Below are 15,120 nucleotides of genomic sequence, written 5' to 3'. Positions count from 1 at the left end.
GCAGCCATGCAAGGCGCGATGATACGTCAGCAGCAACCCGTTACCGGCCGTAGCAAGCCGGTGCCGCGTGGTGCCAGCCGACTGGTGGCCGACGAGCCCGTATCGGCGCGCCTGCCGAAACCGAGCCTGGGCGGCCTCAAGCGCCTGCTGTGGCCGGTGCTGCTGGTGGCGGCAGGTTTTGGCGCCTACGAGGGCGCGGTGCGGCTGATGCCCTACGCTGACCGGCCGATCACCAAGATCGCCGTGCAGGGCGACTTGAGCTACATCAGCCAGCAGGCGGTGCAGCAGCGTATCGCGCCCTATGTGGCGGCGAGCTTCTTCACCGTCGACCTGGCCGCCATGCGCGTGGAGCTGGAGCAGATGCCCTGGATCGCCCACGCTGAAGTGCGCCGGGTGTGGCCGGACGAGGTGGTGATCCGCCTCGAAGAACAACTGCCGGTGGCGCGCTGGGGCGATGAGGCCTTGCTAAACAACCAGGGCCAGGCCTTCACCCCGCGCGAGCTTGCCAACTACGAGCACCTGCCGCAGCTGTTCGGGCCGCAGCGGGCGCAGCAACAAGTCATGCAGCAGTATCAGGTACTGAGCCAGATGCTGCGCCCCATGGGCTTTTCCATCGCTCGCCTGGAGCTGCGCGAGCGTGGCAGCTGGTTCCTGACCACTGGCGCAGGCAGCGCAGGGCCGGGCATCGAACTGCTGTTGGGGCGCGACCACCTGGTGGAGAAGATGCGCCGTTTCATTGCCATTTACGACAAATCGCTTAAAGACCAGATCACCAATATCGCCCGCATCGATCTGCGTTACTCCAATGGCCTGGCCGTTGGCTGGCGGGAACCGAATGCACCGACGACGGCCCAACCCGCCGTTGCGAAGAATTAGAGAGAGGCAGGACCATGGCAAACGCGCATAGCGGCAAAATGATCGTCGGGCTGGACATCGGCACATCCAAAGTAGTGGCGCTGGTGGGCGAAGTCGGCGAAGACGGCACCCTGGAGATCGTCGGTATCGGCACCCACCCGTCGCGCGGCCTGAAGAAGGGCGTGGTGGTGAATATCGAGTCGACCGTGCAATCGATCCAGCGCGCCGTGGAAGAGGCCCAGCTGATGGCCGGCTGCCGCATCCACTCGGCGTTCGTCGGGGTTGCCGGCAACCACATCCGCAGCCTGAACTCCCACGGCATCGTCGCCATTCGCGACCGTGAAGTGAGCATGGCTGACCTTGAGCGGGTGCTCGACGCCGCCCAGGCCGTGGCCATTCCGGCTGACCAGCGCGTGCTGCACACCCTGCCGCAGGACTACGTGATCGACAACCAGGAAGGCGTGCGCGAGCCGCTGGGCATGTCGGGCGTGCGCCTGGAAGCCAAGGTCCACGTGGTCACCTGCGCGGTCAACGCGGCGCAGAACATCGAAAAATGCGTGCGCCGCTGCGGCCTGGAAATCGACGACATCATCCTCGAGCAGCTGGCCTCGGCCTATTCGGTGCTGACCGACGACGAGAAAGAGCTGGGCGTGTGCCTGGTGGACATCGGCGGCGGCACCACCGACATCGCCATCTTCACCGAAGGCGCTATCCGCCACACCGCGGTGATCCCGATCGCCGGCGACCAGGTCACCAACGACATCGCCATGGCCCTGCGCACCCCCACGCAGTACGCCGAGGAAATCAAGATCCGCTACGCCTGCGCCCTGGCCAAACTGGCTGGCGCCGGCGAGACCATCAAGGTGCCGAGCGTGGGCGACCGCCCACCGCGCGAACTGTCGCGCCAGGCCCTGGCCGAAGTGGTGGAGCCGCGTTACGACGAGCTCTTCACCCTGATCCAGGCCGAGCTGCGCCGCAGCGGTTACGAGGACCTGGTGCCGGCCGGCATCGTCCTCACCGGCGGCACCTCGAAGATGGAAGGCGCGGTCGAGCTGGCCGAGGAAATCTTCCACATGCCGGTACGCCTGGGCGTGCCGCACAGCGTTCGGGGCCTGAGCGATGTAGTGCGCAACCCGATCTATTCCACCGGCGTGGGCTTGCTCACCTACGGCCTGCAAAAGCAGTCCGAGGACCTGTCCATGACCGGTATCAGCAACAGCAGCAACAGCAACAACAGCTATGGCGATGAACCCAAGGGGCCAGTGCTTGAACGACTCAAGCGTTGGGTCCAGAGCAACTTCTGAGTTTCAAAGCAGTAGTGGTAGGCGCGACAACTAGAGAACTGTAAGGAGAGGGAAAATGTTCGAGCTCGTAGACAACGTCCCGCAAAGCCCGGTCATCAAGGTGATCGGTGTCGGCGGTGGTGGCGGCAACGCCGTCAACCACATGGTCAAAAGCAACATCGAAGGCGTCGAGTTCATCTGCGCCAACACCGATGCCCAGGCGCTGAAGAACATTGGTGCCCGCACCATTCTGCAGCTGGGTACCGGCGTGACCAAAGGCCTGGGTGCCGGCGCGAATCCGGAAGTCGGCCGTCAGGCCGCGCTGGAAGACCGTGAGCGCATCGCCGAAGTGCTGCAAGGCACCAACATGGTGTTCATCACCACCGGCATGGGCGGCGGTACCGGTACCGGTGCTGCGCCGATCATCGCCGAAGTGGCGAAGGAGATGGGTATCCTCACCGTTGCGGTGGTGACCCGTCCGTTCCCGTTCGAGGGCCGCAAGCGCATGCAGATCGCCGATGAAGGCATCCGCATGCTGGCTGACAGCGTCGACTCGCTGATCACCATCCCCAACGAGAAGCTGCTGACCATCCTGGGCAAGGATGCAAGCCTGCTGTCCGCCTTCGCCAAGGCTGACGATGTATTGGCCGGTGCCGTTCGCGGTATCTCCGACATCATCAAGCGCCCGGGCATGATCAACGTCGACTTTGCCGACGTGCGCACCGTGATGAGCGAAATGGGCATGGCGATGATGGGGACCGGTTGCGCCAGCGGCCCGAACCGTGCACGCGAAGCCACCGAGGCGGCGATCCGCAACCCGCTGCTCGAAGACGTCAACCTGCAGGGCGCCCGCGGCATCCTGGTGAACATCACCGCAGGCCCGGACCTGTCGCTGGGTGAATACTCCGATGTGGGTAGCATCATCGAAGCCTTCGCCTCCGACCACGCCATGGTCAAGGTCGGCACCGTGATCGACCCGGACATGCGCGACGAGCTGCACGTCACCGTCGTGGCCACTGGCCTGGGTGCGCGCATCGAGAAGCCGGTCAAGGTGGTCGACAACACCCTGCAGACCGCTCAGCAGGCGTACGAGGCGTCCAACCCGGCGCCGGCGCGCCAGGAGCAGCCAGCCGTCAACTACCGTGACCTGGAGCGCCCGACCGTAATGCGCAACCAGGCCCATGCAGGTGCCGCGGCAGCCGCTAAACTCAACCCTCAGGACGACCTGGACTACCTCGATATCCCAGCCTTCCTGCGCCGTCAGGCCGATTGATGGAATTTATCAGGGGTATAGGGGTGATTGGTGTTCAGCAAAGGCCGGGTCTGTTATCATCCCCAGCCTTTGTTGATACCTGTTCGCATTATTTGCGCTGAAGCGGCCAATGCCATGATTAGACAACGCACCCTGAAGAATACCATCCGTGCCACAGGTGTCGGCCTGCACTCCGGGGAGAAGGTCTACCTGACCCTCAAGCCTGCGCCTGTCGACACCGGCATCGTCTTCCGTCGCGCCGACCTCTCGCCTGTCGTAGAGATCCCGGCGCGCGCGGCCAATGTTGGCGAGACCACCATGTCCACCACGTTGGTCAACGGTGACGTGAAAGTCGATACGGTCGAGCACCTGCTCTCCGCCATGGCGGGCCTGGGCATCGATAACGCCTACGTCGAGCTCTCCGCCTCGGAAGTGCCGATCATGGATGGCAGCGCCGGTCCCTTCGTATTCCTGATTCAATCGGCAGGCCTGGAAGAGCAGGGCGCTGCGAAGAAGTTCATCCGCATCCTGCGCGAAGTCACAGTGGAAGAGGGCGACAAGCGCGCCACTTTCCTGCCCTTCGACGGGTTCAAGGTGAGCTTCGAGATCGACTTCGATCACCCGGTCCTCAAGGGCCAGACCCAAAGCGCGGTCGTCGACTTCTCCAGCACCTCGTTCGTGAAGGAAGTCAGCCGTGCCCGTACGTTCGGCTTCATGCGTGACATCGAGTACCTGCGCAAGCACAACCTTGCGTTGGGCGGCAGTGTCGAGAACGCCATCGTGGTCGACGAAACCGGTGTGCTCAACGAAGACGGCCTTCGTTCCGATGACGAATTCGTCAAGCACAAGATCCTCGACGCCATTGGCGACCTTTATCTGCTGGGCAACAGCCTGATCGGCGAGTTCAAGGGCTACAAGTCCGGGCACGCGCTGAACAACCAGCTGCTGCGCAAGCTGATCGCAGAAACCGATGCTTGGGAAGTGGTCACCTTCGAAGATGCCAGTACGGCACCGATCTCGTACATGCGCCCTGTTGCGGCCGTGTAAGGTTCGAACACTCTCTAGTTCATTGAGGCCACCTTCGGGTGGCCTTTTTTATGCCGCCGCAATGCCCCTGTAGGAGCGGCCTTGTGTCGCGATGGGCTGCGCAGCAGCCCCGGCAATTTTGTATGATGTCGAGATTCTGGGGCTGCTGCGCAGCCCATCGCGACACAAGGCCGCTCCTACAAGGATTGCGTTGAGTCCAAGGTTAGGGGCTCAGTTCTTGGCTTGGGCATGCGCCGCCAGGCGCTCCAGCGCGGCCTTGAGCTTCGGGTCGCTGATGCCTTCGGCCGAGCCGCGAATGCCCTGCGCGGCGTTTTCCGAAAGCTCAGGCCCGTGCCCGCCGCGCTTGGCCGGCACCAGCGGCGGCTGCACCTTGAACAGGATGCGGCTCAGGTTGGCGAAGGCTTCCATGGCCTGCAACTGGCGTTGCAGGCGCTTTTGCTGGTAGCGCAGGCGGGTCGCCCAGTGGCCGTCGGTTACCACCAGCAACAAAGTGCCTTCTTTCCACGACGCCACATGGCAGTGCTCGCGCGCCGCCGGCTGCAGCTGGCTTTCCAGCAGGCGCTGCAGGTGCTCCAGGCGCTCGGCCTGGTTCAGCAGCAGGCGCAGCGGCCGTGCCTTGCGCAGCAGGGCCGAGGGCAGGTGGGCGGAGGAGGGTTTGTAGGCCATGGAGGTTCGCAGCAGGTTACAAGACCGGCAGTCTACCAGATGCCCAGGCCCCAGCGCCGGCAAGGCATACGCGATCCTTGTAGGAGCCGGCTTGCCGGCGATAGGGCCCTCAAGGTCGAAACTTGATGCAAGTCATTCTCGATACGTTTCATGCGCACGCACCTTGAACTTGCAGAAAAAGCCCCTATGTTAGTCAGGCCCCCTAAAAGCGCTGTGCCAGCATCGTGGAAATCCACCACTTTCCTCACCATCGTTTCCGGGTAGAATGCTCGTTCGCATGCGGCCTAAGGGCTGCACGGGCGACTCATGGGGCCGCCCTCCATCCCTACGTGTGGAAGATCCTGCCGATATGTTTGCGCCTTTGTTAAAAAAACTTTTTGGAAGCAAGAACGAGCGTGAAATCAAGCGCATGCTCAAGACGGTAAGTGCCGTCAATGCCTTCGAAGAGAAGATGGTGGCCCTCTCGGATGAGCAGCTGCGGGGCAAGACCGCAGAGTTCAAAGAGCGCCTGGCCAAAGGCGAAACCCTCGACCAGCTGTTGCCCGAAGCCTTCGCCGTGGCCCGTGAGGCCGGCAAGCGTGTCATGGGCATGCGCCACTTCGACGTCCAGCTGATCGGCGGCATGACCTTGCACGAAGGCATGATCGCAGAAATGCGTACCGGTGAAGGCAAGACCTTGGTCGGTACCCTGGCCGTATACCTGAACGCGCTGTCCGGCAAGGGCGTGCACGTGGTCACGGTCAACGACTACCTGGCCCGCCGCGACGCCAACTGGATGCGCCCGCTGTACGAATTCCTCGGCCTGAACGTGGGTATCGTCTCGGCGTTCCAGCCGCCGGAAGAAAAACGCGCCGCCTACGCCGCCGACATCACCTACGGCACCAACAACGAATTCGGTTTCGACTACCTGCGCGACAACATGGCGTTCAGCCAGGACGAGAAGTTCCAGCGTGAGCTGAACTTCGCCGTGATCGACGAAGTCGACTCCATCCTCATCGACGAAGCGCGTACCCCGCTGATCATCTCCGGCCAGGCCGAGGACAGCAGCAAACTGTACATCGAGATCAACCGCCTGATCCCGCGCCTCACCCAACACATCGAAGAAGTCGAAGGCCAGGTCACGCAAGAAGGCCACTTCACCATCGATGAGAAGAGCCGCCAGGTCGAGCTCAACGAGGCCGGTCACCAGTTCATCGAAGACATGCTGACCCAATCGGGCCTGCTGGCCGAGGGCGAGAGCCTGTACTCGGCGCACAACCTCGGCCTGCTGACCCACGTCTACGCCGGCCTGCGTGCCCACAAGCTGTTCCACCGCAACGTCGAGTACATCGTCCAGGAAGGCCAGATCCTGCTGATCGACGAGCACACCGGCCGTACCATGCCGGGCCGTCGCCTGTCCGAGGGCCTGCACCAGGCCATCGAAGCGAAAGAAAACCTGAACATCCAGGCCGAGAGCCAGACCCTGGCTTCGACCACCTTCCAGAACTACTTCCGCCTGTACACCAAGCTGTCCGGCATGACCGGTACCGCGGATACCGAAGCGTTCGAGTTCCAGTCGATCTACGCCCTCAACGTGATGGTGATCCCGCCGAACAAGCCGCTGGCGCGCAAGGACTTCAACGACCTGGTGTACCTGACCGCCGAAGAGAAGTACGCCGCGATCGTCGCCGACATCAAGGAAAGCATGGGCCAGGGCCGCCCGGTGCTGGTCGGTACCGCGACCATCGAAACTTCCGAGCACATGTCCAACCTGCTCAAGAAGGAAGGTATCGACCACAAGGTACTGAACGCCAAGTACCACGAAAAAGAAGCCGAGATCATCGCCCAGGCCGGTGCTCCGGGCGCGCTGACCATCGCCACCAACATGGCCGGCCGTGGTACCGACATTCTGCTGGGCGGTAACTGGGAGGCCGAAGTCGCCGCCCTGGAAAACCCCACCGCCGAGCAGATCGCCCAGATCAAGGCCGACTGGCAGAAGCGTCACCAGCAAGTGCTGGAGGCCGGTGGCCTGCACGTGATCGCCTCCGAGCGCCACGAATCGCGGCGTATCGACAACCAGCTGCGTGGCCGTGCCGGCCGCCAGGGTGATGCCGGCTCCAGCCGCTTCTACCTGTCGCTGGAAGACAGCCTGATGCGCATCTTCGCCTCTGACCGGGTGAAGAACTTCATGAAGGCCCTGGGCATGCAGTCTGGCGAGGCCATCGAGCACCGCATGGTCACCAACGCCATCGAGAAGGCCCAGCGCAAGGTCGAAGGCCGCAACTTCGACATTCGTAAACAGCTGCTCGAATACGACGACGTGGCCAACGAACAGCGCAAGGTGATCTACCACATGCGCAACAGCCTGCTGGCCGCAGAAAACATCGGCGACACCATCGCCGAGTTCCGCCAGGAAGTGCTCGACGCCACCATCAGCCAGCACATCCCGCCGCAGTCGTTGCCCGAGCAGTGGGACGTGGCCGGCCTGGAAGCTTCGCTGGCCAGCGATTTCGCCCTGAAACTGCCGATCCAGCAGTGGCTCGACGAGGACGACCACCTCTACGAAGAAACCCTGCGCGAGAAGCTGCTCAAGGAAATCACCGACGCCTACAACGAGAAGGAAGACCAGGCCGGCCTCGACGCCCTGCGTACCTTCGAGAAGCAGATCCTGCTGCGCGTGCTGGACGACCTGTGGAAAGACCACCTGTCGACCATGGACCACCTGCGCCACGGTATTCACCTGCGCGGCTATGCCCAGAAGAACCCGAAGCAGGAGTACAAGCGCGAGTCGTTCACCCTGTTCCAGGAGCTGCTGGAGTCGATCAAGCGCGACACCATCCGCGTGCTGTCGCACGTTCAGGTACGCCGCGAAGACCCGGTCGAAGAAGAAGCCCGCCTGCGCCGCGAAGCCGAAGAGCTGGCCAGCCGCATGCAATTCCAGCACGCCGCTGCCCCAGGCCTTGAAGGCGAGCAGCTGGCCGAGGAGGGCGCCGAAGTCGCCGTGGCCTCTGCCCCGGTGCGCAACGACATGAAGCTGGGCCGCAACGAGCCGTGCTGGTGTGGTTCGGGCAAGAAGTTCAAGCACTGCCACGGGCAGATCGAGTGATCTGACCTCACCCCTGGCTTGAGATCCCGGGGCTGCTCTGCAGCCCATCGCGACACAAGGCCGCTCCTACATGGCACCACGCCAGACACTGTAGGAGCGGCCTTGTGCCGCGAAAGGGCCGCAAAGCGGCCCCTTCAATTCCCACAAAATTTCTAGGAGCGCTCTAATGGCTGTTGGTCTTGGTCCCCTGCCCACCCTGCACCCGGTTCCCGGTTTCGAACTCGGCATCGCCTCGGCCGGCATCAAGCGCCCAGGGCGCAAGGACGTGGTGGTGATGCGCTGCGCCGAAGGCTCCAGCGTGGCCGGCGTGTTCACCTTGAACGCCTTCTGCGCAGCCCCGGTGATCCTCAGCAAGCAGCGTGTGCAGGGCACCGTGCGTTACCTGCTGACCAACACCGGCAACGCCAACGCCGGCACCGGCGCCCCGGGCCTGGCCGCCGCCGAGCGCACCTGCGCCAAGCTGGCCGAGCTTGCCGGCGTAGCGGCCGAATCGGTACTGCCGTTTTCCACCGGCGTGATCGGCGAGCCGCTGCCGGTCGAGAAGATCGAAGGCGCCCTGCAGGCCGCCCTGGACAACCTGTCGGAGAACCACTGGGCTGAAGCCGCCACCGGCATCATGACCACCGACACCCTGCCCAAGGGTGCCAGCCGCCAGTTCCAGCACGATGGCGTGACCGTCACCGTGACCGGTATCAGCAAGGGCGCCGGCATGATTCGCCCGAACATGGCCACCATGCTCGGCTACATCGCCACCGACGCCAAGGTCGCACCTGCTGTGCTCAAGGACCTGATGCTCGACGGCGCCAACAAGTCGTTCAACCGCATCACCATCGACGGCGACACCTCGACCAACGACTGCTGCATGCTGATCGCCACCGGCAAGGCCAACCTGCCGGAAGTCACCGAAGCCCGCGGCGCGCTGTTCGAAGCGCTGAAACAGGCCGTGTTCGAAGTGTGCATGGAAGTGGCCCAGGCCATCGTGCGTGACGGCGAAGGCGCCACCAAGTTTGTCACCGTGCAGGTGAACGGCGGCGCCAATCACCAGGAGTGCCTGGACGTCGGCTACGCCGTGGCCCACTCGCCGCTGATCAAGACCGCGCTGTTCGCCTCCGACCCCAACTGGGGCCGCATCCTTGCCGCCGTCGGCCGTGCCGGCGTGCCCGAGCTGGATGTCAGCCTGATCGACGTGTTCCTGGGTGACGTGTGCATCGCAAGCCAAGGCGGCCGCAGCCCGAGCTACACCGAAGAGCAAGGCTCCAAGGTGATGGCCGAGGAAGAGATCACCATCCGCATCGAGCTGGGCCGTGGCCAATGCAGCGAAACCATCTGGACCACCGACCTGTCCCACGAGTACGTGAAGATCAACGCCGAATACCGTACCTGATGTATTGATCCGAAGGCCCCTTCGCGGGCAAGCCCGCTCCCACAGGTGATCCATGGCCTGTGGCAGCGGTGCGGTCCCTGTGGGAGCGGGCTTGCCCGCGAATGGCTGCGCAGCAGCCATCGGGCATTGCAATTGCCAACTCAATGGAGCCGACCCATGAGCTACCACCTGATCATCGGCGACAAGCTGTATTCCTCCTGGTCGCTACGCGGCGCCCTGGCCCTCGAGCTGGCCGGCGTGGCGTACGATGAAACCCTGGTCAAACTCAACCAGCCCGACACCCGCCAACGCCTGCTGGCGTTCTCCGCCACCGGCAAGGTGCCATTGCTCAAGACCGGGCACGGCGTAATCGCCGATTCCCTGGCCATCGCCGAATACCTCAACGAACAACACCCTGCCGCGCAACTGTGGCCGCAAGACGTGGCAGCCCGGGCCCAGGCTCGCTCTGCGTGCGCGCAGATGCACAGCGGCTTCTTCGCCCTGCGCGGCGCCATGCCGTTCGACCTGTCCCGCGACCAGGCGCTGGAAAGCATCCCCCTGGACGTGCAGGTGGACATCGACCGCATCGTTGCGCTGTGGGCCGAATGCCGCCTGCTGGCCAAGGATAACGGCCCGTTCCTGTTCGGCCGGGCGACGCTTGCCGACGCCTTCTTCGCCCCGGTGGCGGTGCGCCTGCGCACTTACCGCGTGGCAGTGCCGGCAGAGGCGGCGGCCTATATCGAAACCATCTACCAGTGGCCGGCCTTCCAGGCCTGGCAGCAAGCTGGCCTCGCGGAGCGTGAAGGGTGAAACGGATTCATGTTGTAGCAGCGGTCATTCGCGGCGCCGATGGGCGCATTCTCATTGCCCGCCGCGCCGACACCCAGCACCAGGGTGGCCTGTGGGAGTTCCCCGGCGGCAAGGTGGAGGACGGCGAGGGCGTCGAGGCGGCGCTGGCCCGTGAACTGCGCGAGGAACTGGGCATCGAGGTCAGCCGCTCGCGCCCGCTGATCAAGGTCAGCCATGACTACCCGGACAAGCAGGTGTTGCTGGATGTGCGTGAGGTCGATGCCTTCACCGGCGAGCCCCATGGCGCCGAAGGCCAGCCCCTGGCCTGGGTGGCGCCGCGCGACCTGGGCCAGTACGAGTTCCCCGAGGCCAACAAGCCGATCGTTGCCGCCGCGCGCCTGCCCGACCAGTACCTGATCACCCCCGACGGGCTGGAAGTGCCGCAGATGCTCAAGGGCATCCAGAAGGCCGTGGCCAATGGCATTCGTTTGATCCAGCTGCGCGCGCCGGACATGTATGACCCCAAGTACCGCGATGTGGCGGTGGACGCGGTGGGCCTGTGCGCCGGCAAGGCGCAACTGATGCTCAAGGGCCCGCTGGAATGGTTGGGGGACTTCCCCGCCGCCGGCTGGCACCTGACTGCCGCGCAATTGCGCAAGTACGCGGCCAAGGGCCGGCCGTTCCCGAAAGAGCGCTGGTTGGCAGCATCCTGCCACAGCGCCGAGGAGCTGGCGCTGGCCGAGCAGATGGGCGTGGATTTCGTCACCTTGTCGCCGGTGCAGGCCACCCAGACCCACCCCGAGGCCGTGCCGCTGGGGTGGGATGAGGCGCAGCGGTTGATCGCCACGGTCAAGCAGCCGGTGTACCTGCTGGGTGGGGTCGGCCCGGGTGAGCGCGAGCAGGCCTGGCAGGCCGGGGCGCAGGGTGTGGCAGGTATTCGGGCGTTCTGGCCCGAAGTTTGATTCGCCTGTATGAATCGCCGGCAAGCCGGCTCCTATGGAACAAATCACAACTCGTTGATTTAACGAAGATTCTGTGGGAGCGGCTTTAGCCGCGAACACCGGCGAAGCCGGTGCCATCTAACGCGGCGCCTGCTTCGCGGCTAAAGCCGCTCCCACAGGGATTGCATGAGCTTCAAATCAGTGCCGTACCTGTAGGAGCCGGCTTGCCGGCGATTGCAATTTCAGCCTTCAGGCCGAGCGGCCGCCTGCCACAACACCTCATCCACCCCCTGCCGCCGCCCGATGATCCTGGCGGCCACGAACAGCAGGTCCGACAGCCGGTTGATGTAAGCCAGGCCAACCCCCTCCAGCGGCTCGACCGCATTCAACTGCTGGCACCGGCGCTCCGCCGCCCGCGCCCCGCTGCGGCACACATGGGCCTGGGCCACCAGCGCCGAACCGCCGGGCAGGATGAAGTTCTTCAGCGGCCCCAGCTCCTCGTTCCACACATCGATGGCCCGTTCCAGGCGCTCGACCTCCTGCGCATTCAACGCCTGGTAACTGGGCATGGCCAGCTCGCCGCCAAGGTCGAACAGTCGGTGCTGGCATGGCGCAAGCACTTCGCTCACCTCGCTGATACCAGCCTCGGCCAGCCCGGCCAGCAACACCCCGAGCTGGCTGTTGAGGGTGTCCACCTCGCCCATGGCCTCGACGCGCGGGTGGTCCTTGGGCACGCGGCGGCCATCGCCCAGGCCGGTTTCGCCCTTGTCGCCGGTGCGGGTGTAGATTTTCGTCAGGCGGTTGCCCATGTCAGGTCTCCGTGCGGGCCGGCGGGCCCAGGGGCAGGCGCAGGGTGAAGCAGGTGCCCTGGCCGGGGGTGGAGTGCACCTCCATCTGCCCTTTGTGGTTGTTGGTGATGATGAAGTACGACACCGAAAGCCCAAGCCCTGTGCCCTGGCCGATCTCCTTGGTGGTGAAGAACGGCTCGAAGGTGCGCTTGCGCACGGCCTCCGGCATGCCGATGCCGTTGTCCTCGATCTGGATTTCCGCCCACGGCGGGTTGAGCCGGGTGCGCAGGGTGATGCGCCCCGGCTCGCTCGGTTGCGGGCGCTGGTGGATGGCCTGGGCGGCGTTCTTCAACAGGTTCAGCAGCACCTGCTCCAGTTCGTTGGCGGTGCACGGCACCGGGCCCAGCTGCGGGTCGAACTGGCGCACGATGGCCTGGCCTTTGAAGTCAAAGCCAATGGTCAGGTCGAAGTCGTTGCCGGCGATGTCCACTGCCTGGTCGATCAGCGCCGGCAGCTCGCACGGTGCCAGCTGGCGGTTGCTGCGGCGGCTGAAGCTGAGCATGTGGGTGACGATTTTTGCCGCCCGCGCGCCGGCCTGCTGAATGCCGTCCAGCAGCTGTGGCACCTCGCGGCTGCCGAGGTACTGGTTGACGCGAGCCAGGTCGATGCCCAGCTCGTCGGCCTGCTCCTGGTTGCGTGGCAGCTCCGGCGACAGGCGCCGGCGGATGTTCTGCACGTTGTGCAATATCGCCCCCAGCGGGTTGTTGATCTCATGCGCCATGCCTGCGGCCAGGCCGCCGACCGAGAGCATCTTTTCCGACTGCACCATCATTTCTTCCAGCGACAGGCGCTGGGTGATGTCGTCGATACGGATCACCACCCCGCGCCCACCGCCGCCGGTCAGCGGGTAGAAGGTCAGGGCGTAGTGGCGGGCGTCGTCGCCTTTGGGCCAGGTGACCCGTTCGATCTTCGCCACCCGGTGCTTCTCGACGCTCTCCTTGAGCTGCGGCAAAAACGGCTTGAGCGGCTCGAAGGCGAGAAAGATCGGCTGGTTCAGCGCCTCGTCCAGGGGCGTGCCGGAGAGTACCGTGGCCTCGTGGTTCCACTGGGTGACGTACAACTGCTCGTCGAGGGCGATCAGCGCCGAGGGCATCGAGTCGATGATGCTGTTGAGGTAGTTCTGAAAGCCGGTGAGCTTTTTTTCGATCTTGCTGCGCACCTGGACTTCCAGCTCCAGCTTGCGGTTGGTGTGGCGGGTTTCTTCAGCCAGGCCCTGGGCCTGGTCGTAGGCGCTCTGGAACTCGTCGCGGGTGCGCTTGAGTTGCTGTTCGCGGGCCTCGATGCGCGACAGCATGGTGTTGAACGCCTGGGCCAGGCTGCCGATTTCGTCGTCGTTGCCGCGCTGGGCACGCAGGGCGTAGCTCTCCTCGCGGGTGACCTGGCGGGTGAGCTCCTCCAGACGGTTGATCGGCAGGGTGATCAGGCGCTTGATCTGCCGGGCGATGAGCATCCACAGCACGATGCTGAACACCAGGATGGCCAGGCTGGCCGACAGGGTGCCGGTGTAGAACGCCGTGGGCAGCTCGCTGCTGGCCACCAGCAGAAGGTGCGCGGGCGGGCTGCCTTCGCGGGGCAGGCGAATCAGCTGGGTACTGCGAAACTCCATGAGCCGCCAGCCATCGATATTGCGAAAGCGCTTGGGCAGGGCCAGCGGCTCGCCATGTTGCAACTGCGCCAGCATGCGCCCGTCGCTGCCGTACAGGGCTGCGGCGCGCAGCGGCGAGTAGCTGTCCAGCTCGTTGAGCAGCGCCGTGGCGGTGTCCGGGTTGTCGCCGGCGCGGGCCGACAGCTGCGGGTTGGACACCAGCTTGCCGATGGTCTGCAGGGCCTGGGGCGCCATGCTCTCCTGGGTGATCCAGTAGGCGGCGCTGATGAAGGCCAGGTTGGCCACCAGCAAAATGGTCACCAGCAGCACCAGCAGGGCTGCCAGCAGTTTTTGCCCGACCGGGAGGTTTTCCAGGCGTTGGCGCAGGGTCATGGGCAAGGCAGCTTCCGTGTCCGTTGAAAGGGGCTCAGGCGCTTGGCAGGCCGCGCGCCGTCAGGCTATCGACCAGGCGTTGGTGCAACTGTTCAAGCCCAGGCACCGCCACGCCATGGCGGGCGGCGGCGCGGCAGGCGTGGCCGAGCAGGTAGTGGATCTCGGTGCGCCGGCCGGCACGCACGTCCTGGTACATGGAAGAGTAGTTGGCGGCGGTGGCGAGGATCACCCGCTGTATTTCTTCGTCCAGGTCCAGAGCAGCCTCCTGCTGGCCGCAACGTTGCAGCAGTTCGGCAAGCTCGGCGCCCAGCGCCTCGACCTCGCCCAAGTGCCCCAGCAGGCCGCCGTTCTGGCAGCCATGCAGCACGGTCAGCGGGTTGATCGCGCAGTTCAGCGCCAGCTTGCGCCACAGGCGGGTGAGGATGTCCAGGCTCCACTGTGCCGGGATGCCGGCATCGTGCAGGTCGTCGAACCAGGCGGGCAGGGCAGGGTTGGCCGGGTCGCCCAGCCAGTTGAAACCGTGGCCGGCAAAGCGCACCTGCCAGTCGTCTTCGCGGAACGCGCCTTCGGTGCTGGAGGCGAAGATGCAGCGGGCGTGGGGCGCAACGTCGGCCACCTCGTCCTGGCTGCCCAGGCCGTTTTGCAGCAGCACCAGCTCGGCGCCCGGGGCCAGCCGGGGCAGCAACTGCTTTACGGCGGGGGCAGCGTCGTAGGCCTTGCAGGCGACCAGCAGGCGATGGATGGGGCCGGCGGCGCCGGCGGTTTCGGCAGGAATCGCGAAATGGCGGGTGTGCGCCTGCTCGACCAGGGTCAGCCGGCCTGCCGCCTGATAGTCGGCCAGGCGCCGGTCGTCGCGCAGGATCAGGCGCACCGCCTTGCCGGTACGGGCCAGGCGGCAGGCCCAGAGGCTGCCGAGGCTACCGGCGCCGAGAATATGCCAGGTGCTGCTCATCTGCGTTTCGCAACCCGTTATAATGAGCCCGCATTTTAACCATCCAACGCAGACGCGCTCC

General features: G+C 64.8%; 12 protein-coding genes. 8 read left to right on the top strand and 4 right to left on the bottom strand.

The window, feature by feature from the left end; genetic code table 11:
- Positions 1 to 6 precede the first annotated feature (6 nt).
- The 4 genes from ACI2KK_RS10070 (at position 7) to lpxC (ending at position 4,437) form a co-directional block, all read left to right on the top strand.
- Positions 7 to 876 (top strand): cell division protein FtsQ/DivIB, encoded by an 870-nt coding sequence (locus ACI2KK_RS10070; RefSeq protein WP_404668825.1) that lies wholly within the window; start codon positions 7 to 9, stop codon positions 874 to 876.
- A 14-nt stretch (positions 877 to 890) separates the two neighbouring features.
- Positions 891 to 2,159: a cell division protein FtsA gene (gene ftsA / locus ACI2KK_RS10065; protein ID WP_217841916.1), complete on the top strand. Its 1,269-nt coding sequence runs from the start codon at positions 891 to 893 to the stop codon at positions 2,157 to 2,159.
- Positions 2,160 to 2,214: 55 nt separating this feature from the next.
- The gene (gene ftsZ / locus ACI2KK_RS10060) at positions 2,215 to 3,411 is read left to right on the top strand and encodes a cell division protein FtsZ (RefSeq protein ID WP_217841917.1); all 1,197 of its coding nucleotides are present in this window, start codon (positions 2,215 to 2,217) and stop codon (positions 3,409 to 3,411) included.
- 114 nt (positions 3,412 to 3,525) lie between these two features.
- Positions 3,526 to 4,437 (top strand): UDP-3-O-acyl-N-acetylglucosamine deacetylase, encoded by a 912-nt coding sequence (lpxC, locus tag ACI2KK_RS10055; RefSeq protein ID WP_404668824.1) that lies wholly within the window; start codon positions 3,526 to 3,528, stop codon positions 4,435 to 4,437.
- 210 nt (positions 4,438 to 4,647) lie between these two features.
- On the opposite strand, the gene ACI2KK_RS10050 is transcribed toward lpxC, so the two are convergent.
- Positions 4,648 to 5,103, bottom strand: a complete 456-nt coding sequence (locus tag ACI2KK_RS10050; protein WP_404668823.1) for a DUF721 domain-containing protein — start codon at positions 5,101 to 5,103, stop codon at positions 4,648 to 4,650.
- Positions 5,104 to 5,452: 349 nt separating this feature from the next.
- Between ACI2KK_RS10050 and secA the strand changes: the two genes are divergently transcribed.
- From secA to ACI2KK_RS10030, 4 genes are all read left to right on the top strand, one after another.
- Positions 5,453 to 8,188 (top strand): preprotein translocase subunit SecA, encoded by a 2,736-nt coding sequence (secA, locus tag ACI2KK_RS10045; protein ID WP_217887846.1) that lies wholly within the window; start codon positions 5,453 to 5,455, stop codon positions 8,186 to 8,188.
- A gap of 166 nt (positions 8,189 to 8,354) precedes the next feature.
- Positions 8,355 to 9,572: a bifunctional glutamate N-acetyltransferase/amino-acid acetyltransferase ArgJ gene (argJ, locus tag ACI2KK_RS10040; protein ID WP_404668822.1), complete on the top strand. Its 1,218-nt coding sequence runs from the start codon at positions 8,355 to 8,357 to the stop codon at positions 9,570 to 9,572.
- A gap of 156 nt (positions 9,573 to 9,728) precedes the next feature.
- Entirely contained in the window at positions 9,729 to 10,361 is a 633-nt protein-coding gene (locus ACI2KK_RS10035) for a glutathione S-transferase family protein (protein WP_404668821.1), read from the top strand.
- Positions 10,358 to 11,302: a Nudix family hydrolase gene (locus ACI2KK_RS10030; protein ID WP_404668820.1), complete on the top strand. Its 945-nt coding sequence runs from the start codon at positions 10,358 to 10,360 to the stop codon at positions 11,300 to 11,302. Before ACI2KK_RS10035 ends, ACI2KK_RS10030 begins: the two co-directional genes overlap by 4 nt.
- Before the next feature lie 221 nt (positions 11,303 to 11,523).
- Here the strand turns inward: ACI2KK_RS10030 and ACI2KK_RS10025 are convergent, their stop codons facing one another.
- From ACI2KK_RS10025 to ACI2KK_RS10015, 3 genes are read right to left on the bottom strand one after another with little or no spacing between them, the layout of a single operon-like run.
- Positions 11,524 to 12,090, bottom strand: a complete 567-nt coding sequence (locus ACI2KK_RS10025; RefSeq protein WP_404668819.1) for a cob(I)yrinic acid a,c-diamide adenosyltransferase — start codon at positions 12,088 to 12,090, stop codon at positions 11,524 to 11,526.
- 1 nt (position 12,091) lies between these two features.
- Complete coding sequence (locus tag ACI2KK_RS10020) at positions 12,092 to 14,107, bottom strand: ATP-binding protein (RefSeq protein ID WP_404668818.1); 2,016 nt, start codon at positions 14,105 to 14,107, stop codon at positions 12,092 to 12,094.
- 34 nt (positions 14,108 to 14,141) lie between these two features.
- On the bottom strand, positions 14,142 to 15,059 hold the full coding sequence (locus tag ACI2KK_RS10015; protein ID WP_404668817.1) for a putative 2-dehydropantoate 2-reductase: 918 nt from the start codon (positions 15,057 to 15,059) through the stop codon (positions 14,142 to 14,144).
- Positions 15,060 to 15,120: the final 61 nt, after the last annotated feature.

The organism is Pseudomonas sp. NPDC089406, assembly GCF_044900265.1.
Classification (GTDB): domain Bacteria; phylum Pseudomonadota; class Gammaproteobacteria; order Pseudomonadales; family Pseudomonadaceae; genus Aquipseudomonas; species Aquipseudomonas fakonensis.
This window is presented reverse-complemented; position numbering and strand designations above follow the sequence as displayed.